Source organism: Defluviimonas sp. SAOS-178_SWC (assembly GCF_039830135.1).
Classification (GTDB): Bacteria; Pseudomonadota; Alphaproteobacteria; order Rhodobacterales; family Rhodobacteraceae; genus Albidovulum.
Genome location: NZ_CP156081.1, coordinates 3,184,930 through 3,204,027, shown reverse-complemented (window position 1 = coordinate 3,204,027; position 19,098 = coordinate 3,184,930). Strand labels below are relative to the sequence as shown.

Annotated in this window: 21 protein-coding genes; 11 read left to right on the top strand and 10 right to left on the bottom strand. The window is 63.7% G+C overall.

What is annotated here, in order from left to right:
- Positions 1-96 precede the first annotated feature (96 nt).
- The gene (gene mscL / locus V5734_RS16550; RefSeq protein WP_347310729.1) at positions 97-516 is read left to right on the top strand and encodes a large conductance mechanosensitive channel protein MscL; all 420 of its coding nucleotides are present in this window, start codon (positions 97-99) and stop codon (positions 514-516) included.
- Between the two features lie 64 nt (positions 517-580).
- Here the strand turns inward: mscL and ald are convergent, their stop codons facing one another.
- Positions 581-1,699: an alanine dehydrogenase gene (ald, locus tag V5734_RS16545; RefSeq protein WP_347310728.1), complete on the bottom strand. Its 1,119-nt coding sequence runs from the start codon at positions 1,697-1,699 to the stop codon at positions 581-583.
- 139 nt (positions 1,700-1,838) lie between these two features.
- On the opposite strand from ald, the gene V5734_RS16540 reads away from it, so the two are divergent.
- Positions 1,839-2,297 carry an Lrp/AsnC family transcriptional regulator gene (locus V5734_RS16540; protein ID WP_347310727.1) on the top strand — a complete coding sequence of 153 codons (459 nt, stop codon included), beginning with the start codon at positions 1,839-1,841 and terminating at the stop codon, positions 2,295-2,297.
- 109 nt (positions 2,298-2,406) lie between these two features.
- Here the strand turns inward: V5734_RS16540 and V5734_RS16535 are convergent, their stop codons facing one another.
- From V5734_RS16535 to V5734_RS16520, 4 genes are all read right to left on the bottom strand, one after another.
- Positions 2,407-2,856, bottom strand: a complete 450-nt coding sequence (locus tag V5734_RS16535; protein ID WP_347310726.1) for a lytic transglycosylase domain-containing protein — start codon at positions 2,854-2,856, stop codon at positions 2,407-2,409.
- Positions 2,857-2,933: 77 nt separating this feature from the next.
- Positions 2,934-3,713 (bottom strand): ATP-binding cassette domain-containing protein, encoded by a 780-nt coding sequence (locus V5734_RS16530; protein ID WP_347310725.1) that lies wholly within the window; start codon positions 3,711-3,713, stop codon positions 2,934-2,936.
- Positions 3,713-4,786: an ABC transporter permease gene (locus V5734_RS16525; protein WP_347310724.1), complete on the bottom strand. Its 1,074-nt coding sequence runs from the start codon at positions 4,784-4,786 to the stop codon at positions 3,713-3,715. Before V5734_RS16525 ends, V5734_RS16530 begins: the two co-directional genes overlap by 1 nt.
- A gap of 122 nt (positions 4,787-4,908) precedes the next feature.
- Complete coding sequence (locus tag V5734_RS16520; RefSeq protein ID WP_347310723.1) at positions 4,909-5,922, bottom strand: sugar ABC transporter substrate-binding protein; 1,014 nt, start codon at positions 5,920-5,922, stop codon at positions 4,909-4,911.
- Positions 5,923-6,103: 181 nt separating this feature from the next.
- Here V5734_RS16520 and V5734_RS16515 point away from each other — a divergent pair, with 181 nt between their 5' ends.
- On the top strand, positions 6,104-7,303 hold the full coding sequence (locus V5734_RS16515; RefSeq protein ID WP_347310722.1) for an ROK family transcriptional regulator: 1,200 nt from the start codon (positions 6,104-6,106) through the stop codon (positions 7,301-7,303).
- 93 nt (positions 7,304-7,396) lie between these two features.
- Here V5734_RS16515 and rpsU read toward each other — a convergent pair whose 3' ends face one another.
- The gene (gene rpsU / locus V5734_RS16510) at positions 7,397-7,603 is read right to left on the bottom strand and encodes a 30S ribosomal protein S21 (protein ID WP_011748553.1); all 207 of its coding nucleotides are present in this window, start codon (positions 7,601-7,603) and stop codon (positions 7,397-7,399) included.
- A gap of 107 nt (positions 7,604-7,710) precedes the next feature.
- Between rpsU and V5734_RS16505 the strand changes: the two genes are divergently transcribed.
- The 5 genes from V5734_RS16505 to V5734_RS16485 all read left to right on the top strand — a co-directional run bounded on the left by V5734_RS16505 (position 7,711) and on the right by V5734_RS16485 (position 10,889).
- Positions 7,711-8,412 carry a COQ9 family protein gene (locus tag V5734_RS16505; RefSeq protein WP_347310721.1) on the top strand — a complete coding sequence of 234 codons (702 nt, stop codon included), beginning with the start codon at positions 7,711-7,713 and terminating at the stop codon, positions 8,410-8,412.
- Entirely contained in the window at positions 8,409-9,398 is a 990-nt protein-coding gene (locus tag V5734_RS16500; protein WP_347310720.1) for an NAD(P)H-quinone oxidoreductase, read from the top strand. The genes V5734_RS16505 and V5734_RS16500 overlap by 4 nt, the downstream gene beginning before the upstream one ends.
- A gap of 133 nt (positions 9,399-9,531) precedes the next feature.
- On the top strand, positions 9,532-10,164 hold the full coding sequence (parA, locus tag V5734_RS16495) for a ParA family partition ATPase (RefSeq protein WP_347310719.1): 633 nt from the start codon (positions 9,532-9,534) through the stop codon (positions 10,162-10,164).
- Positions 10,165-10,227: 63 nt separating this feature from the next.
- The gene (locus V5734_RS16490; protein WP_347310718.1) at positions 10,228-10,503 is read left to right on the top strand and encodes a zf-TFIIB domain-containing protein; all 276 of its coding nucleotides are present in this window, start codon (positions 10,228-10,230) and stop codon (positions 10,501-10,503) included.
- 68 nt (positions 10,504-10,571) lie between these two features.
- Entirely contained in the window at positions 10,572-10,889 is a 318-nt protein-coding gene (locus V5734_RS16485; RefSeq protein ID WP_347310717.1) for an antibiotic biosynthesis monooxygenase family protein, read from the top strand.
- Between the two features lie 86 nt (positions 10,890-10,975).
- On the opposite strand, the gene V5734_RS16480 is transcribed toward V5734_RS16485, so the two are convergent.
- The 3 genes from V5734_RS16480 to uvrB all read right to left on the bottom strand — a co-directional run bounded on the left by V5734_RS16480 (position 10,976) and on the right by uvrB (position 15,133).
- On the bottom strand, positions 10,976-11,446 hold the full coding sequence (locus V5734_RS16480; protein ID WP_347310716.1) for an aminoacyl-tRNA deacylase: 471 nt from the start codon (positions 11,444-11,446) through the stop codon (positions 10,976-10,978).
- A gap of 198 nt (positions 11,447-11,644) precedes the next feature.
- On the bottom strand, positions 11,645-11,803 hold the full coding sequence (locus tag V5734_RS16475) for a hypothetical protein (protein ID WP_347310715.1): 159 nt from the start codon (positions 11,801-11,803) through the stop codon (positions 11,645-11,647).
- Between the two features lie 1,152 nt (positions 11,804-12,955).
- Positions 12,956-15,133, bottom strand: coding sequence for an excinuclease ABC subunit UvrB (uvrB, locus tag V5734_RS16470; protein ID WP_347310714.1), 2,178 nt, complete (start codon positions 15,131-15,133; stop codon positions 12,956-12,958).
- A 400-nt stretch (positions 15,134-15,533) separates the two neighbouring features.
- Between uvrB and V5734_RS16465 the strand changes: the two genes are divergently transcribed.
- The 3 genes from V5734_RS16465 to V5734_RS16455 all read left to right on the top strand — a co-directional run bounded on the left by V5734_RS16465 (position 15,534) and on the right by V5734_RS16455 (position 17,824).
- Positions 15,534-15,845: an ETC complex I subunit gene (locus V5734_RS16465; protein ID WP_347310713.1), complete on the top strand. Its 312-nt coding sequence runs from the start codon at positions 15,534-15,536 to the stop codon at positions 15,843-15,845.
- A gap of 84 nt (positions 15,846-15,929) precedes the next feature.
- Positions 15,930-17,366 carry a hypothetical protein gene (locus V5734_RS16460; RefSeq protein ID WP_347310712.1) on the top strand — a complete coding sequence of 479 codons (1,437 nt, stop codon included), beginning with the start codon at positions 15,930-15,932 and terminating at the stop codon, positions 17,364-17,366.
- Positions 17,363-17,824 carry a GNAT family N-acetyltransferase gene (locus tag V5734_RS16455; protein WP_347310711.1) on the top strand — a complete coding sequence of 154 codons (462 nt, stop codon included), beginning with the start codon at positions 17,363-17,365 and terminating at the stop codon, positions 17,822-17,824. The genes V5734_RS16460 and V5734_RS16455 overlap by 4 nt, the downstream gene beginning before the upstream one ends.
- Positions 17,825-17,967: 143 nt before the next feature.
- Here V5734_RS16455 and V5734_RS16450 read toward each other — a convergent pair whose 3' ends face one another.
- A complete protein-coding gene (locus V5734_RS16450) occupies positions 17,968-18,882 on the bottom strand; it encodes a hypothetical protein (protein WP_347310710.1) in 915 nt (304 codons plus the stop codon).
- Positions 18,883-19,098 lie beyond the last annotated feature (216 nt).

The following is a 19,098-nucleotide window of genomic DNA, read 5'->3' as shown; positions in this document are numbered from 1 at the left end:
GGGCGATTTCACGGTGACAAATCGTGATAAGGTTCTGCTGCGTAAGCGCGAGGACAGGAAACGCGCTTCAATCACAAGTATCGTGGGGACACTGAGATGATAAACGAATTCAAGGACTTCATCGCCAAGGGCAACGTTATGGACATGGCCGTCGGCATCATCATTGGCGCGGCATTCACAGCGATCGTGACCTCGCTGGTGAGCGACCTCATCAACCCGATCATCGGGGTCATCACGGGCGGCGTGGATTTCTCCAATCTCTTCGTGAATCTCGGGGCGGGCGACTACGCTTCGCTTGCCGCCGCACAGGAAGCGGGCGCACCGGTCTTTGCCTATGGTTCGTTCATCACGGCCGTGATCAACTTCCTGATCATCGCCTTCGTTGTGTTCCTTCTGGTCAAGATGGTCAACAGGGTGAAGGATGCCGCGACCAAGAAGGAAGAGGTCGCCGCGACGCCGGCGGGGCCGAGCGAGCTCGACATTCTGATGGAGATCCGCGACGCGCTGAAAAAGTAGGCGCCCGACCACACGAGAAAGGCCCGCCGGATCGGCGGGCCTTTTGCATTTCAGGGAGCCGCTCTCAGATCTTGAGCGCGTCCGCCGCCGGGATCGAGGGAAGGCCAAGCGCCGCGCCCACGGCCTCGTAGGTCAGCTTGCCGGCATGGATGTTCAGACCGTTCAGCAGATGCGGATTGTCGCTGCACGCCTGCTTCCAGCCCTTGTTCGCCAGCGCCAGCATGAATGGCATCGTGGCATTGCCAAGCGCGATGGTCGAAGTGCGCGCGACCGCGCCCGGCATGTTGGCCACGCAGTAATGCATGATGCCGTCGACCTCGTAGACGGGGTCTTGATGCGTGGTCGCCCGCGAGGTCTCGAAGCAGCCACCCTGGTCGATGGCGACATCGACGAGCGCCGCGCCCGGCTTCATCGTGGCAAGCTGTGCGCGCGAGATCAGCTTCGGTGCGGCGGCGCCGGGGATCAGCACCGCGCCGATCACCATGTCAGCCGTCGCGATCTGCTCGGCGAGATTGGCCGGGCTGGAATACTGGCTGGTCAGCCGCCCCATGAAGATATCGTCCAGATAGGACATGCGGGGGATGGAGCGGTCCATCACCGTCACGTTCGCGCCCATGCCCACCGCGACGCGCGCGGCGGCGGTTCCCACGACCCCGCCGCCGATGATGACGACATTGGCCGGACGTACCCCCGGCACACCCCCCAGCAGCACACCGCGCCCGCCATTGGCCTTCTGCAACGTCCAGGCCCCGACCTGCGGCGCAAGACGGCCCGCGACCTCGGACATCGGCGCGAGAAGCGGCAGGCCGCCGGAGCGGTCGGTGACCGTCTCATAGGCGATGCAGGTCGCGCCGGAGGCGAGAAGGTCCCTGGTCTGCTCCGGATCAGGCGCGAGGTGCAGGTAGGTGAACAGGATCTGGCCTTCGCGCAGCATCTTCCGCTCGACCGCCTGCGGCTCCTTCACCTTCACGATCATGTCGGCGGTGGCGAATATCTCACTCGCGGTCGGGAGGATCTTCGCGCCGACGGCGGTGTAATCCGCGTCGGTGAAGCCCGCGCCCATTCCGGCATTGGTTTCGATGACCACTTCGTGGCCGTTGTTCACCGCTTCCTGCGCGGCGGCTGGAGTCATGCCGACGCGGAATTCCTGCGGCTTGATCTCTTTTGGGCATCCTATCTTCATGTCTCCCTCCCCGAAGAACTGTGGGCGTAATCGTGCCGCAATTGGCATGAAATTGCTTTGAGAATTGGCCGGGCATTTGGTAAGGCTTGCGTGGTTTCTGCGGAAAACAGGCCAATTATTCGAAGAAAGTTGCGCGAATATGGAACTTGACGGGACAGACCGCCGTATCCTCGGGGTCTTGCAGAAGCACGGGCGGGTGACCAACGCCGATCTATCCGAACAGGTGAACCTGTCCCCCTCGGCCTGCCACCGACGGGTGCAGCGACTGGAGGAGGAGGGATTCATCGACGGTTTCGTCGCCCTCCTGAACGCCCGGAAGATGAAGCGGCCGACGACGGTCTTTGTCGAGATCACGCTGTCGGGACAGGCGGACGAAGTGCTGGAGGCGTTCGAGAAAGCGGTGAAACTGGTCCCCGATATCCTCGAATGCCACCTGATGGCGGGGTCGGCGGATTACCTTCTGAAGGTCATTGCCGAGGATACCGAGGACTTTGCCCGCATCCACCGGCAACACCTTGCCCGTCTTCCCGGCGTGGCGCAGATGCATTCGTCCTTCGCGCTCCGCACGGTCCGCCAGACGACCGCGATCCCGGTGTGACGCCGGTCCGGAGCCTTGCCGCCGGAATGCCATGAAAGATGTCAGCGCCGTGCATTGATCGCGGCGACGTATGCGAAGGGCTTCAGGATCGCCTCCACCCCGCTTCCCCTCAGCTTCTCAGCCCGGTTTCTTTTAGGAGGCCGCGCCGCTTTGCCTCATAGTAATAGCCCTTGGCGTACCACATCACGGCCTTGTCGCGATTGCCCTTGGCGACGATCCAGGCGCCGCGCAGGTATTTGACGCCGTAGCGCAGGTTGGTGTCGGCGTCGAGAAGCCCGTCGGGCGCGCCGCGGTAGCCCATCGTCGCGGCCGTTTGCGGAAGGATCTGCATCAGCCCGTAATAGGGGCCGTTCCGGGCGGCGGGATTGTACCTGCTTTCCCGCTGCACGACGCGATGGACGAGATCCTCGGGCACATCATAGGCCCGCGCGTGCTTTGCGATCAGCCGGTTGATCTCGGCCGGCCCTGCTGCGCGGGTGCGTTCACGCTCGCGCCGTCCACAGGCCGCGAGGCCGGCGGCGAGAAGCGCCAGCGCGGCGCGTCGGGATAGGGTGTGCATCGGCAGGCTCCTGGCTTTTGGCCGTCATACCCTGCGATCCCGGGCGCGGGAAGCCTGCCGACCGCATTTGAACGGTTTCAGGCGGGAACCGGCGTTTCCGAGGGCGCCTCCTTGGCGCCGGTCATGAAGGCGACCGCGTCGGACATCGTGTAGTCCTTCGGATTGATCACGCACAGCCGCCGGCCAAGCCGGTGGATGTGGATGCGGTCGGCCACCTCGAAGACATGCGGCATGTTGTGGCTGATCAGGATGATCGGAATGCCGCGCGAGCGCACGTCGAGGATCAGTTCCAGAACCCGCCGGCTTTCCTTGACGCCAAGCGCCGCCGTCGGCTCGTCGAGGATGATCACCTTGGAGCCGAAGGCCGCCGCCCGCGCCACCGCCACCCCCTGACGCTGGCCGCCCGACAGCGTTTCGACGGCCTGGTTGATGTTCTGGATCGTCATCAGCCCCAGTTCCGACAGCTTGTCGCGGGCGAACTTTTCCATCGCCGGGCGGTCGAGCTGGCGCAGGAACTTGCCCATCGGGCCGGGCTTTCGCAGCTCGCGCCCCATGAACATGTTGTCCGCGATCGACAGGGCCGGGCTCATGGCGAGGGTCTGGTACACCGTTTCGATGCCGCGTTCCCGTGCTTCGATGGGCGAGGTGAAGTGCACCTTCTTCCCTTCGAGCCAGATCTCGCCCTCGTCGGGGATCACGGCCCCGGAGACCGCCTTGATGAGCGTCGACTTGCCGGCGCCGTTGTCCCCGATCACGGCCAGGATCTCGCCCGGCATGAGGTCGAAGTCGCAGTGGTCGAGTGCCGTGACCTTGCCGTAGCGCTTGACCAGGTTCCGCCCTTTGAGAATGGGTTCCATTATGCCGACACCTTTCTGATCCACTGGTCGACCGCGACGGCGGCGATGATGAGGACACCGATAAGCAGATAGGTCCACTGCGCGTCGGCACCGGCCATGCGCAGGCCCATTTCGAACACGCCGACGATCAGCGCACCAAGGAACATTCCGATGATCGAGCCGCGCCCGCCGAAGAGCGAGATGCCCCCGATCACCACGGCGGTGATGGACTGGATGTTGCCCAGCACACCCGTCGACGCCGAGGGCGATACCGATCCGAAGCGCCCGATCATCAGCCAGCCGGCAAGGCCGCAGAAAAGACCGGCCAGCGCGTAGACCTGGATCAGCATCTTGTCGCGGTTGACGCCCGAAAGCTGCGCCGCCTCGGGGTCGTCGCCAACGGCATAGACGTGCCGTCCCCAGGCGGTGTGCCGAAGCACGTAGGCCATGATGAGCACAAGCAAGACCAGCAGCACGACGCCAATCGTCACCGTCGCGCCGCCCATCTTAAAGGTCGATCCCCAGAACTGGAGCGACGCGGCGTTGGCCTCGATATCCTGGCTGCGGATCGTCTCGTTGGCCGAGTAGATATAGTTTGTCGCCAGGAAGATCTGCCAGGTTCCAAGCGTCACGATGAAGGGAGGAATGCGCATCTTGGCGACGAGCCATCCGTTCAGCGCACCCATCGCCGTACCGGCGGCGAGGCCGGCCACGATGGCGAGTTGCGGCGGCAGGCCGTAACGGAAGGTGAACTGCCCCATGAGAACCGAAGTCAGTACAGCCATCGCGCCTACAGACAGGTCGATACCGGCAGTGAGGATCACCAGGGTCTGTGCGATGCCGAGAATGCCGACAATGCCGATCTGCTGGAAGATGAGGCTCAGCGTCGAGACCCGCAGGAAGTTCGGGTTCAGTATCCCGAATACGATCACGGCGGTGATCAGCACGAGAAGCGGCACGATTGCCGGGTTCTGATGCAGCAGGTGGTGGATCGTGCCGAGGAAGCCGCGCTTGTGTTCTTCGAACTCTGCGAGCGTGTCGGCGGCGCCGCCACGCGTCTGCGACTCGTAGTTGTCCGCTGAGGTGTTCGCCATGAAAGTCTCCCCCCTGATGCCCCGGCGTTTTCGGCCGGGCATTCTCGGTCAGTCTAACGAATTTCGGGAAGTTAACCAAACTGGGCCGGAGGGCGGCCGCACCACCCTCCGGTGGCCGGGGATCAGCCCCAGCAGAGATCCTTGCCCTCGGCGACCGAGATGGACTCGACGCCGTCGACCGGCTGATCCGTCACCAGCGCGACGCCGGTGTCGAAGAAGTTCTTCCCTTCGGTCGGCTGTGGTTTCGTGCCGTTGTCAGCCCAGGCCTTGATCGCCTCGATCCCGAGTGCCGCCATGCGCAGCGGATACTGCTGCGACGTGGCGCCGATCACGCCGTCCGCAACGTTCTGAACGCCGGGGCAGCCGCCGTCGACCGACACGATCAGCACGTCGTTCTCGCGGCCAATGGCCTTCAGCGCCTCGTAAGCGCCGGCGGCGGCGGGCTCGTTGATGGTGTGGACGACGTTGATCTCGGGATCTTTCGCCAAGAGGTTTTCCATCGCGCGGCGGCCGCCTTCTTCGTTACCCTGCGTCACGTCGCTGCCGACGAGCCGAGGATCGCTCTCGTCGCCGATGACGTTCGGGTCGGCGAGGTCGATGCCGAAGCCCTGAAGGAAGCCCTGGTTGCGCAGGACGTCCACGGTCGGCTGCGACACGTCGAGGTCGAGCGTGGCGATCTTCGCGGTCGCGGCGTCCGCGCCAAGCTTGGCGGCGGCCCATTTGCCGATCAGCTCGCCGGCCAGGAAGTTGTCGGTCGCGAAGGTCGCGTCGGCGGCGTCGATCGGGTCGAGCGGCGTGTCGAGCGCGATGACGAGAATGCCGGCGTCACGGGCCTTCTGCACCGACGGCACGATCGCCGAGGTGTTCGAGGCGGTCAGCAGGATCCCCTTGGCGCCGTCGGCGATGCAGGTCTCGATGGCGGCCACCTGGGCTTCGTTGTCGCCGTCGACCTTGCCGGCGTAGGACTTGAAATCGAGGCCCAACTCGTCGGCCTTCGCCTGCGCGCCTTCCTTCATCTTCACGAAGAAGGGGTTGGTGTCCGTCTTGGTGATCAGGCACGCGCTTTCGGCGGATGCCGCCGATGCAATGCCCATGGCCAAAGCCGCGATTGCGGCGCTGGAAGCCAGTCTCTTCATGTCGTCCTCCCTGACGTCGATCCAGAGGCGCAGATCCGCGCCGGCCGTTTGCCGGGCAGCGGTCATTCCGCCTGCCCTCGGTCTCGATATGCGCCGAGTCGCTACTCACTGTCAATAAATAAATAAACTTGATTTATTAATTTGAGCGCGCTTACAGTTGACTACAAGGAAGGTACGCGACATGGCAGAGAACATGGATGCCGTCTCAATCCGCGACCCGATGGGGGGGGCGAATCAATCGGGGATTCGCGATCACAACGAAAGGCTGGTCCTGTCGTTGATCCAGCGGCATGGCGGCTTGCCGAGCGCCGATATCGCCCGACGCTCGAACCTGTCGGCCCAAACCGTGTCGATCATCATCCGGGCGCTCGAACGGGACGGGCTGCTGATCCGGGGCGAACCGATTCGGGGCAAGGTGGGAAAGCCATCGACCCCGATGGCACTCAATCCCGACGGAATCCTGTCGCTTGGCCTCAATATCGGCCGCAAGAGCGCCGATCTGGTGCTGATCGACGTGACCGGGACCACCCGGACCTACGTCAAGCGGACATACGGCTATCCGACGCCCGCCATCATCAGGGAGTTCCTGCAAGACGGGTTCCTGTCTCTCACCGGCAAGCTTTCACAGCGCCAGACGGGCAGTCTTGCCGGGATCGGTGTCGCGGCGCCGTTCGAGCTTTGGAACTGGCTCGACGCGGTCAATGCGCCGAAGGACGAGATGAACCAGTGGCGCGATTTCGATATCGCTGCGGCGGTCGGCGACGCGACCGGCCTGCCGGTGAATGTCCAGAACGACGCGATTGCCGCCTGCACGGCGGAGCATGTGTTCGGGCGGGGCCGTGAATTCGCCGATTACGCCTACTTCTTCATCGGCTCGTTCATCGGGGGTGGCGTGGTTCTGAACGACACCGTCTATACCGGCCGGACGGGAAATGCCGGTGCTTTCGGCTCGATCCCTGTCGCGTCCGAGCAGGGCACGCGGCAACTCATCCGGCACGCCTCGCTTTACCTCCTGGAACGCAGGCTGGCGGAGGCGGGCCTCGACCCGGCCGCGATCTGGAAACCGGATACGGACTGGAGCGCGTTCGGCGCACCACTGACGGAATGGATCGACCATACCGCGCGCCATCTTGCCATCGGCATTGTCGCGGTCGCCTCGGTGATCGACTTCGAGCGCATCCTCGTCGATGCCAACTGTCCTCCGCAGGTTCGCAGCGCGATCGTCGAAAAGACCCGGGCGGCCATTCTCGAGATCGACACGCAAGGAATTGAGGAGCCGGTGGTGGTCGAAGCCTCGGTCGGCCGCAATGCTCGCGCGATCGGGGCGGCCGCCTTGCCGATCATTGACCGCTATCTCCTCAGCCAGCCGAAATTCGGCTGACACCTCGGCACGTCAAAGAAAAACCCCCGCGGCGGAGCCTCGGGGGTTGATCGTCTCTGCGGGATCGCTCCCGCCAGCTGTTCCAGCCGCTTCTCAGAGAGCGCCTTCGCGCTGGGCCTTCTTGCGTGCCAGTTTGCGGGCACGGCGGACGGCCTCGGCCTTCTCGCGCGCTTTCTTGACGGAGGGTTTCTCGAAATGCTGCTTGAGCTTCATTTCACGGAAAACCCCTTCGCGCTGAAGTTTCTTCTTCAGAGCGCGAAGCGCCTGTTCGACGTTGTTGTCGCGAACGCTGACCTGCATGTGGTTGTCACCACCTTCCTAAGTTAGAGTTGCATTCCGTTGCAGGAGGCGCCCCTATAGCAAAGCGCGCCGCGATTGTCTACGGGTGGCGAAAGGGGGCCAGAGTCATGGATAACACGCACGATCTGGCAGGGGCGAAGGAGCGGCTACTCGACGCTGCGCTTGGTCACGTCACCTTTGACGGTTGGTCAGAGACCAGTTTCCGCGCGGCTGCGGACGACATTGGTCTTTCCCTCGATCTTGCCCGTGTCCTGTGTCCGCGTGGGGCGCTCGACCTTGCCGTCGCCTACCACCGGCGCGGCGACATGGCGATGGAGGAGGCCTTGCGGGCCAGCGATCCCTCCGAACTGCGCTTTCGCGACCGGATCGCGCGGGCTGTAAGGTTCCGGCTGGAGGCGGCGGACCGGGAAATCGTGCGGCGCGGGGCGGCGCTTTTCGCGCTGCCACAGAACGCAGCAACCGGGGCGGGGCTGATCTGGAGCACGGCGGACGCGATCTGGCGGGCGTTGGGCGACACCTCCGAGGACATCAACTGGTATTCCAAACGCGCGACGCTGTCGGCCGTCTATTCGGCGACAGTGCTCTTCTGGCTCGGCGACGAGAGCGACGGGCAGACCGCGACGTGGGACTTCCTCGACCGGCGGATCGAGGAGGTGATGCGGTTCGAGAAATTCAAGGCGCAGATCAGGGACAATCCGGTCCTGGGCAAGGTGTTGGCCGGGCCTTTGCGTGCGCTCGGCCGGGTCAAGGCGCCGGCGGGGGCGCCCTGGGATCTGCCGGGACGAGTGAAGGACGAGGAGAAGGCATGACGCTACCGAAGACGATGCGCGCGGTCGAGATCACCAAACCGGGCGGGCCGGAGGTCTTGCAGATGACGGAGGTGCCTGTCCCCATGCCGGGGCCGGGCCAGGTCCTGATCGAGGTCGCCTATGCAGGGGTCAACCGCCCCGACGCGTTGCAGCGGGCGGGGTCCTATGCGCCGCCGCCCTCGGCCTCGCCCTTGCCGGGGCTTGAGGCCGCGGGGCGGGTCGCGGCGGTCGGGCCGGATGTATCCGACTGGGCCGTGGGCGATCGGGTGACGGCACTTCTGCCCGGCGGGGGATATGCCGACTATGTCGTGACACCCGCCGCCCACGCGCTGCCGATTCCAGAGGGAATGGGGCTTCGCGAGGCCGCCTGCCTGCCCGAGACCTGCTTCACCGTCTGGTCGAACGTCGTGATGCGCGGCGGTCTGCGGGCGGGCGAAAGGTTCCTCGTCCATGGGGGATCGTCCGGCATCGGCACGACCGCGATCCAGATTGCTAACGCATTCGGGGCGCGGGTCTTCACGACCGCCGGGTCGGTCGAGAAATGCGCCGCCTGCGAAGGTCTCGGCGCCGAACGGGCGATCAACTACCGCGAGGAGGATTTCGTCGAGGTTCTTGCGGCCGAGGGCGGCGCCGACGTCATCCTCGACATGGTCGGCGGCGACTACATCGCCCGCAACCTCAGGGCGCTGGCCGAGGACGGGCGGTTGGTGCAGATCGCCTTCCTGAACGGCCCCAAGGCCGAGGTGAATTTCGCGCCGATGATGATGAAGCGCCAGACGATCACCGGATCGACGCTCCGCCCGCAGAGCGACCTCGCCAAAGCGCGGATCGCGGCGGAGCTTCTTGCCCACGTCTGGCCGATGATCGAAGCGGGGCGCCTCGCGCCGGTGATCGATTCGGAGTTTCCCCTGGACGAGGCCGCCGAGGCGCATCGCCGGATCGAAAGTTCCGGTCATATCGGCAAGATCGTGTTGAAGGTCCGCTAGCCGGATGCCCGCCTTGTCAGTGGGTTAGATCCCGTGCCGAAGGGCCCGGTTTCCATGCCCCGCGCGCCGTGCATCCCGTCTGGATATGGTGTATGCTGCGATGCGGCAATTGCGGCGCAGCATTGGAGATTCCATGTCGGGAAAAGTCATCGCCGTCGTGCAGCAGAAGGGCGGGTCGGGCAAGACGACGCTGGCCGTCAACCTCGCCGTCGCGTGCCTGAAGCGGGGTCTGAGCGTGGCGCTGCTCGACACCGATCCGCAGGGCTCGCTGGGGCGATGGTTCATGACCCGGCGCGAGCGTCTCGGTGAGGCGGGGCTAGAGTTCTCGACCTCATCGGCTTGGGGCGTGTCCTACGAATGCGAGAAGTTGAAGAAGGCGACCGATCTGGTGATCGTGGACACACCGCCGAAGGTCGACGCCGATCTGCGCCCCGCATTGCGCGAGGCGGATCTGGTGCTGGTGCCGGTCGCCTCATCCCACGTCGATCTCTGGGCGACCGAAGGCGTGCTCGACCTCGCCGCGCGGGAGAGGAAGCGCGCCTGGATGGTACTGAACCGGGCCCGGGCGGGAACGCGGCTGGGCGAGGATGTGGCGCGGGCTGCTTCCGAACTCAGCGCCGGACTGGCCGAGGCGCGGCTTGCCAATCGGGTCGTCTATGCCGAGACGCTGGGGCAGGGGCTTGGCGCGGCCGAGGCCGGGCGCGGGGCTGCGGCCGACGAGGTCGCGGCACTGACCGACGAGGTTCTGCGGCTTCTTGCCGGGTGACTTGCACCGCGGCGGCAGGCACCCATATCGAACGGGACAATCCTGACAGGAGAGACCCGAGAGATGAAATGCCCCGTCGACAACACCACGCTCGTCATGGCCGATCGGAACGGCGTCGAGATCGACTATTGCCCGAGCTGCCGGGGGGTCTGGCTCGACCGTGGCGAGCTTGACAAGATCATCGACCGGAGCACGGCCGACGCGCAGCGGCCGGTGGCGTTGAGTGAGCCGGCGCGCGCCTCTCGCGACGAACGCCGCCACCGCGACGACGATGACGACCGTCGCTACTCGCGCAAGAAACGGCGCGAGAGCTTCCTGTCGGAGCTTTTTGATTTCTGATCGCAGTTTACACGCGGCGGGCCGGGCGCGATAGTCGGGGAGAACGCGCCCTCGAACGGAGCCAGCCCATGCCGAAGATTTCCAGCGACTTCAGCGGTCAGACCGTGATCACCACCTTCGAGATGACGCCTGGCACGGCGCAGGACTTGATGGACGCGCTCCGCGATGCCTACGATCAGTTCATTCGCTACCAGCCTGGCTTCATCGGGGCCGGCCTTCACATGAACGACGCCCAGACCCGGATCGCGAACTATTCGCAGTGGCGCGACCGCAAGGATTTCCAGGCCATGCTCCGCACGCCCGAGATGCGCGAAAGAAACCGGCGTCTCTCCGCGCTTTGCTCGCGGTTCGAACCGGTCATGTACGAGGTCGCGGAGGTCTTCTGAGGCGCGCGCGGTGCTGTGTGACGCAATTTCGTGCCCGCCTGTTAGCTCTATCCATGCCTCGCCCGGTCGCACCGTTGCGCGCGGGTTCAGGCGTGGTTGCTGATCTGGCCGTGCGTTGCACTCTGCATAAGCGTGTCGAAATCGCCGCCGCTGACTGAGACCAGCGTCCGGTGGTCGCCGCCCTCGAACCAGACCCGTTCGAGCCCTGACAGCGCCTCGTCGACCACGCAGGGCACGTCATAGGCCGCGCCCACGGGCGGTAATGCGCCGGTGTCGCAATCGAAGAACAACCGGGCGATGTCGGATTCGCTCGCCAACCCGATGCGGCGGTCGATGACGTTCTGCAGGGCACTGAGATCGACCCGATGGGTAGAGGGCACGACGGCCAGCGAAAAATCGTCGTCGAGATGGACGAGCACCGCCTTGGCGAAGTTGTTGCCGGGGATATGCGCGACTTCGGCGGTCTCGGCCGAGGTGGCGGTGCGCGGATGGCGTGTGGTCTCGAAAGCGATGCCTTGCGCGTCGAGTTGGGTCTTCAGTCGTTTGGCAATACTCATGGGCGTCCTCCTCTTTCGGGCGTCCTCCTCTTTCGGGCGGGCGCCGCGCCCCGGGCCGCTCCGGGCGCCCGCTTGACGGCACCATTCTGCGCCCGGAGGGGATTCGGGACAAGCGGCGCGGGCGCGGGATGGGTGAGGGGGCCGAAATCCCGAAAGGATTTCGGGCGCCGCTTTCTTTTCGAGAAAGCGGTTCCGGCGTCAGCGGGGCGGGGTGAGCCAGCGGACCGGGGCGCGGTTGCAGAAGATGATATATTCGCCGGAGTTCTTGGCCACCTGATAGCCGCGCCGGTCGATCTCGGCCATGAAGCGATCCATGCCCACGAAGCGTTCGATGTCGCGCGCCTTGCGGCGGATCACGGCGCCCTCCTGCACCGTTTTCGAGGCGAAAAGTCCTTTAGCCAGACCTCGGGGGAGAGAGGGGAGTTCAGGTTCCGCATGGGTGGAGGATTGGCGCGGGGTGATTAAGAACGGGTTAAGGGTGGTCGAAAGGGAATGAGGGTGAACCCGCGCCAAGCCGCGAAAGTGGCGCTATGCCACGATCGCTTACCGACAGAGCCTGCTAACCGACATTGTCAATGGCTCTTTGTCAAAAAAAGATTCAACGGGACCGTTGATTTCTATGATGCCCGTCCACTGAGCTTTGGAAAACAGCCGGCAAGCCTCATGGAGCACCTCCTCGAGAATCCCTGATTCCACATACCATTTGCGGGTAGGATCCGTCTCTATTCGAATGGCCACGATACTTGTTGTAATGTAAGGGTCAGCGGGCATGTACACCCCTTCCCACCTCTCAAACATGTAGTTTTGGAGTTTCTGCATGTGAACTTCGCAGGCGGGAGGAACGCTCGCGGTGTTCTTGTGAATTTCGTCCACTTGACAGGCAGCCTGTGCAGCCCCCCCAACAAGGTAGGCAGAAGTAGCGAAGTATTTCCACATTTTAAGGTGTTCTCTTAGGTGTCTAGGAAAAACGGGAGGTACTAGTGCGCTGGGCTTCGTGGTCAATTCAACAGGCCGGACGATTGCGAGACGTTATTAAGCTCGCTGTGTTTGTTCAAGTTCATTTCTGAGGGCCTACGTTCTTCTCCCGTTCACTCGTGATGATGAACGGTTCTTTCTGACTCAGCCCTACCGTTGAATGCGTGGCCGCAATGCCCACTTCGTAAACACGGTAAACGAAAAGTGAAGCAGAAATGCGAGAAAACACGAGAAATCGTAGACTTGTAGCGGAGATCGGAACGCGTAAAATTATCTATTTCGAAAAGCTGGACCCTACCGGCAACTGGATTCCTCTTTACCGAGGTGAGGAGTACGTTGTGGTTGATGGTAAAAGGATCATGATGCCGGGAAGACCGGTTTTCGGCGACAGATCAGTTGCCATTGATTGGCTCAAGAATTCGTCGCGATAGATCATCACCGAGATGCCGGAAAGTAAGCGGGGGAGTAATCTCCCGCTAGACATTAAGCGAGCATTGCGCCTCAGGGAGTCGAGTTTCGACTACTTCGGACACGCTACCCCCTCCGCCTCTTCCCGCCCCTTTGCCCCGGCCGTCCGGCCGTTGACCGACCCTTGGCCTTGGTCGCGGCCTCCACTGCCTCCTCCACCGCCGACTGCCGTGCCAGGGGATCGTCGGACAGGACGAGGTCCACGGCCTCCAAGCGCTTGACCTCGTCGCGGAGTCGGGCCGCTTCCTCGAATTCGAGGTTCTCGGCGGCCTTTCGCATCGCGCTCCTCAGCGCGTCGAGATGCGCCTCGAGGTTGGCGCCGTGCATCGGCTTGTCGACCTTGGCGGTCACGCGGCTCTGGTCGGTGTCGCCCTTGTAGAGGCCGGCGAGGATGTCCTCGACGTTCTTCTTCACCGTCTCGGGGGTGATGCCGTGGGCCTCGTTGTAGGCCACCTGCTTTTCGCGCCGGCGGTTGGTCTCGGCCAGCGCACGCTCCATCGAGCCGGTCACCCGGTCGGCATACATGATCACGCGGCCTTCCGCGTTCCGCGCGGCACGTCCGATGGTCTGGATCAGCGAGGTCTCGGAGCGCAGGAAGCCCTCCTTGTCGGCGTCCAGAATCGCGACCAGCCCGCATTCGGGAATATCCAACCCCTCGCGCAGCAGGTTGATGCCGACCAGCACGTCGAAGGCCCCCAACCGCAAGTCGCGCAGGATCTCGATCCGTTCGATCGTGTCGATGTCGGAATGCATGTAGCGGACCCGGATGCCCTGTTCGTGCATGTATTCGGTCAGATCCTCGGCCATGCGCTTGGTCAGCGTGGTGACAAGGGTGCGGAAGCCCTTGGCGGCCACTTTCCGCACCTCGTCGAGAAGGTCGTCCACCTGCATCTCGACGGGCCGGATCTCGACCTCGGGGTCCAGAAGGCCGGTCGGGCGGATGACCTGTTCGGTGAAGACGCCGCCGGTCTGTTCCAGTTCCCAGGCGGCGGGGGTGGCGGAGACGAAGACGGATTGCGGGCGCATCGCGTCCCATTCCTCGAACTTCAAAGGCCGGTTGTCCATGCAGGAGGGCAGGCGGAAGCCGTGTTCGGCGAGCGTGAACTTGCGCCGGTAGTCGCCCTTGTACATGCCGCCGATCTGGGGGACCGAGACATGGGATTCGTCGGCAAAGACGATGGCGTGGTCGGGGATGAATTCGAAGAGCGTGGGCGGCGGTTCACCCGGCGCGCGGCCGGTCAGGTAGCGCGAATAGTTCTCGATCCCCGCGCAGGAGCCGGTGGCCTCCAGCATCTCGAGGTCGAAGTTGCAGCGCTGCTCCAGCCGCTGCGCCTCCAGAAGCTTGCCCTCCTCCTGCAACTGCTTCAGCCGCAGCGCCAGTTCCTTGCGGATGCCGGTGATCGCCTGTTGCAGGGTCGGGCGCGGGGTCACGTAGTGGGAATTCGCATAGATGCGGATCTTCGCGAACGTGTCGGTCTTCTGGCCGGTCAGCGGGTCGAACTCGGTAATCGCCTCAAGCTCCTCGCCAAAGAAGCTGAACTTCCAGGCCCGGTCCTCGAGGTGGGCCGGCCAGACGTCGACGGTGTCGCCCTTCACCCGGAAGGCACCCCGCTGGAAGGCCGCGTCGGCGCGGCGGTATTGCTGGGCGACAAGCTCGGACAGGAACTTGCGCTGCTCGTAAAGCTTGCCGACCTCCATGTCCTGGGTCATCGCCGAATAGGTCTCGACCGAGCCGATGCCGTAGATGCAGGAGACCGAGGCGACGATGATGACGTCGTCGCGCTCCAGAAGCGCCCGGGTGGCCGAGTGGCGCATCCGGTCGATCTGCTCGTTGATCTGGGATTCCTTCTCGATATAGGTGTCGGTCCGCGCGACATAGGCCTCGGGCTGGTAGTAGTCGTAATAGCTGACGAAGTACTCGACAGAGTTATCCGGGAAGAACCCCTTGAACTCGCCGTAAAGCTGGGCGGCGAGGGTCTTGTTCGGGGCGAGGATGATGGCGGGGCGCTGGGTTTCCTCGATCACCTTGGCCATGGTGAAGGTCTTGCCGGTGCCGGTGGCGCCGAGCAGGACCTGGTCGTGTTCGCCGGCCGCGACGCCGTCCGAAAGCTCGGTAATGGCGGTGGGCTGGTCGCCCGCGGCGGCGAAATCGGTCTTCATCACGAATCGCCGCCCCCCTTCCAGTTTCGGGCGGGTCAGCACTTCGGGGCGCGGCGCGGGGGCGTTAGTGTTGTTGTGCGGCATGGCGATTCCTTCCGGTCCCCCAGATTTGATCTGTTTTTGTTCCGGTTCAAGGCGAATGCCGGATGTGGATTGTTCATCCTGACGCGACGATGGTCATTGGGTTCCTCGTTCTGTCGCCAAATCCGGAAATTGACGAGAAATTACAAGATCAACAACAACTTTAGGTTGTGTAATGCGATTTCCGGTTCTAAGTTACAGATGCAAGCAGCACTGACTGCCGGTCTCGGCACCCACCCAGCCACCACCCACCCACGCTCCCCAGAGCAAGAGACCGGCAGTCAGGCTTGCCCTTCCCTCCTAAAGAGTCAGGCTTGCCCTTCCCTCCTAAAGAGACCGCCCGCCCCCTTGCGCGGGCGGCCTTCTTTCACGATAAGGATCCGGGAAGAAACGGAGTTTGGCCATGCGCGCGCGTATCTATCAACCGTCCCGTAACGCGATGCAGTCGGGAACGGCGAAGACAAAGGTCTGGATCCTCGAATACGCCCCCGCCGAAGCGCGTGAGGTCGATCCCTTGATGGGATGGACGGGATCGGGCGATACCCAGACCCAGGTCCGCCTGCGGTTCGAAAGCCGCGAGGCCGCCGAGGACTATGCCCGCGCCCATGGTATCGAGTTCGCCGCCGCCGAACCCCACAAGCGCAAACCCAATATCCGCCCGCGCGGATATGGCGAGAATTTCGCCACCGACCGCCTCAGCCCCTGGACGCACTGAGCGCCGGTTTTCTGGCCGCGCCTCGTCGCGGCCCGATGGAGGCGCATCGGGGCGCCTCTTTTTCTTTCACAGAATAGGCGTCTCATGTTCCTTCGCTTTTCCGCCGCAGCCCTTCTCTGCCTCAGTGCCGCGCCCGTCCGGGCAGAGCCCGCGACGCCCGAAGGCGCGGCGCGGATCGAGGCGGGGCTGCGAACCTATCTCGGCCCGCTCGATGGTGTGGTCGCGGTCGTTCCGCAGGGCGAGACCTATGCGGTGACGCTCGATGCGACGCCGTTTGTCGCGCTCGGCAAGGGCGCGGACGTGACGGGCGCGATCTCTCCAATTCATCTGACGCTGACCGACGATGGTGATGGCAAGTGGGGCGTGACGCAAGACGAGCCTTTCGCCCTCAAGCTCGACGTGCCGGAGGCGCTTTCCGTTGATCTCAGCGTTGGCGTGGCGCGTTGGGCCGGGGTCTTCGACGAGGCCCTGATGGCGTTCGCATCGTCCGACGGGCGCTTCGAGGACCTGCAAGTGACCGAGCGCTTCACCGAAGCGGGCAGCCCCGAGAGTACCGTCGACTACCGGATCGACCGAATCGACATCGTGTCCAGCGCGACGGCCGCGCCGGGCGGCGGCGTCGACGGAACGCTGCGCTACACGGCGACGGGTTTCGCCGAAACCTTCTCGGCTCCGGGGTCGGCGCCCTTTCAGTTCGAGTTCAAGGCGGCGCGCTACGATGTCGTGGCCGACGCTAAGGGCGTGCGGACCGAGGGGGTGCTCGGGCTCCTGGCCTGGCTCGTCGCGCATCCGTCCCAAGAGGCGGCGCGGGCCGATTTCGACGGGATGAAGGAGGCGGCCCGCGCGGCGCTCCCGATCTGGGACAGCCTTTCGGGTACCGGCGAGCTGCAGGACATCGCCGTGAACACGCCGTTCGGTTCGGGAGGCGCGAAGAGCGCGAGAATCGCCGTCGATGTAAACGGAATTGTTGCCGACGGGCGGGTTCGCGAGAGGGTTTCGCTCAAAGGTCTCGACCTGCCCGCGGACCTCTTGCCGGAATGGGTGCCGGCGCTCCTGCCCGACGAGGTCACGGTCGATGTCGCGGTATCGGGTTTCGATCTGGCAGCGCCGGCGAAGATCCTGCTCGACGAAAGCGAGCTCGACATTGCCCCGACGCCGGAAATGGAGGCGCGGCTCCTCGCGGCCCTGCTGCCGCAAGGAAGGGTGACGATCGAACTCGGCCCGCAGGGTGCTGCCTCGGCGATCTACACGCTCGATATCGAAGGCGGGTTCGATGCCGGGCCCGGTCGGCTGCCGGAAGGCAGCGTCACCATCGGGGCGACGGGGATCGAAGCGGTACTGGAGGCGCTGAGCGCCGCGCCGGAGGATATTCGGGCGGGGGCCGTGCCGGGGCTGATGATGCTGCGCGGAATCGCGAAGCCCGCCGGCGTCGGACGTTTCGCCTGGGTCGTGGAGATGACGGGGGAGGGTAAGGTGTTAGTCAACGGACTCGACATGTCGGCGCTGGCGGGGCAGCCATGATCGACATCGCCCGCGAAAGCCCGCTTGGCCCGGATCTGGCGCTGCTCCACGAGCGTCACACCGCCGACATGCATTCCGAGACCCCGCCCGAGAGCATCCACATGCTGCCGGCGGGCGCGCTGGCCGCGCCGGGGATCGATTTCTTCGTGATGCGCGACGCCGGTCGTCCGATCGGGATGGGCGCCTTGAAGCGGATTGATGCGGGACATGCGGAGATCAAGTCGATGCATATCCTGATCGAAGAGCGTGGGCGGGGCCTCGCGAGAAAGATGCTCGACCACCTCATCGCCGAGGGGCGGGCGGCGGGATACACGCGGATCAGCCTCGAAACCGGGGTACAGCCCGGCTTCACGGCCGCGCGCGGGCTTTACGCGCGGGCGGGGTTCGTTGAATGCGGCCCGTTCGAAGGCTACCGCCCTGATCCGAATTCGGTCTTCATGACGCTTGATCTTGCCTGAGGGGCGCGCCAGAAGCTATCCCGACGACCGCCAGCTATCTGCTGCGGACGCTCTCCGCGATCTACGAGGGCGCCGATGCGTCGCCGGCGGCAACGAGTTCGTTTGCCCTGGTGCTGGTGGGGTGGGTAGACTTGTGTCCGCTCTCAGGTGCGGGCTGGCCGATCAACAAGGCCTAGACGTGCACGCAACAGCATTTTGACTGTTGCAAGGGCTGTGTCATTCGCTTCACGCAACTCCTGGTCCGAGACTAAGCCGCGGTGAACGATTGTTCCTCGCAAGTCGTATGCCGCTACCACTTGCCTGGCCAGGTTCTCCCTTGCGTCATTTTCAACTGCTGCTTCGGTCAGTATGAGGAAACGAAGTCTCCGGCGAATAGATGTTTCCTTCTTGAAATTTAGCTCTCGCAGAAGCGCTTCCAGCGCGTCCCGTTCTTCAGTGTTAGTCGCCGATGAAAGCTGGGTTTCCACGCTGGCCCCGAAGTCTGCAAGTAGCTTGGTGACAGTGCCATGCTTGTCGGTCACCGGCGCGAGAACTTCCAAGCAAGTCATCAAAGTGAGAAATCGCGCGCGAACTGAAGTTTCGTAAAAGCTCGCCAAATAAAGATCGATAGCGGTCGTGAGATCGTCATCAGCATCTTTTGCAATGGTGTGAGCGGTACGAATTCCTTCCGCCAGTGCGCGACTGGCATTTGCCCAGCTTGTGGACACGTGGACTGACCCATCTCCCATGGCGAGAACTCGGATGTTCTCGCTGCTTTCAAAGATCGCATATCCTTCTTCTTGAGTGAGCCCGTGCAGTGGCTCCACCGGTTCAGTAACAGTTTGCCCAAACGCTTTGGCCAAATTGCGAGCGCCCTGATAAGGATCATCGGGCCGACTAATGTCGCTACGCCGAAAGCATGGCTTGAATGAAATGTTGTAGGTGAGCGCGAGGTTCCATAGGGCCGCCTGGATTCGAGGTAAGAACTGTTCCGCATCGGCTTCGGAGCCGAACCCGCTTGCCAGCAAGATCAGGTAGGGCCATCGCTGCTTTACGGTCACTGAAACGTCTTCCGCCATGAACGAAGGCTCTGGCTCAAGACCGGTAATGGGTTCTCTTCCGAGGACTTTGACGGACACCCTCAAAGTGTAACTTGGCGAGTTGGTCATGGAGCTTCACGTGCCTCGTACTGTCGGGCTGAATTTTTTTGGTTTCGGACGTACATGCATCGTGCATTGCCAACGCTTGGTGATCATCCGCGACGTTGACTATGCACGGAATTTGCACACATTTGC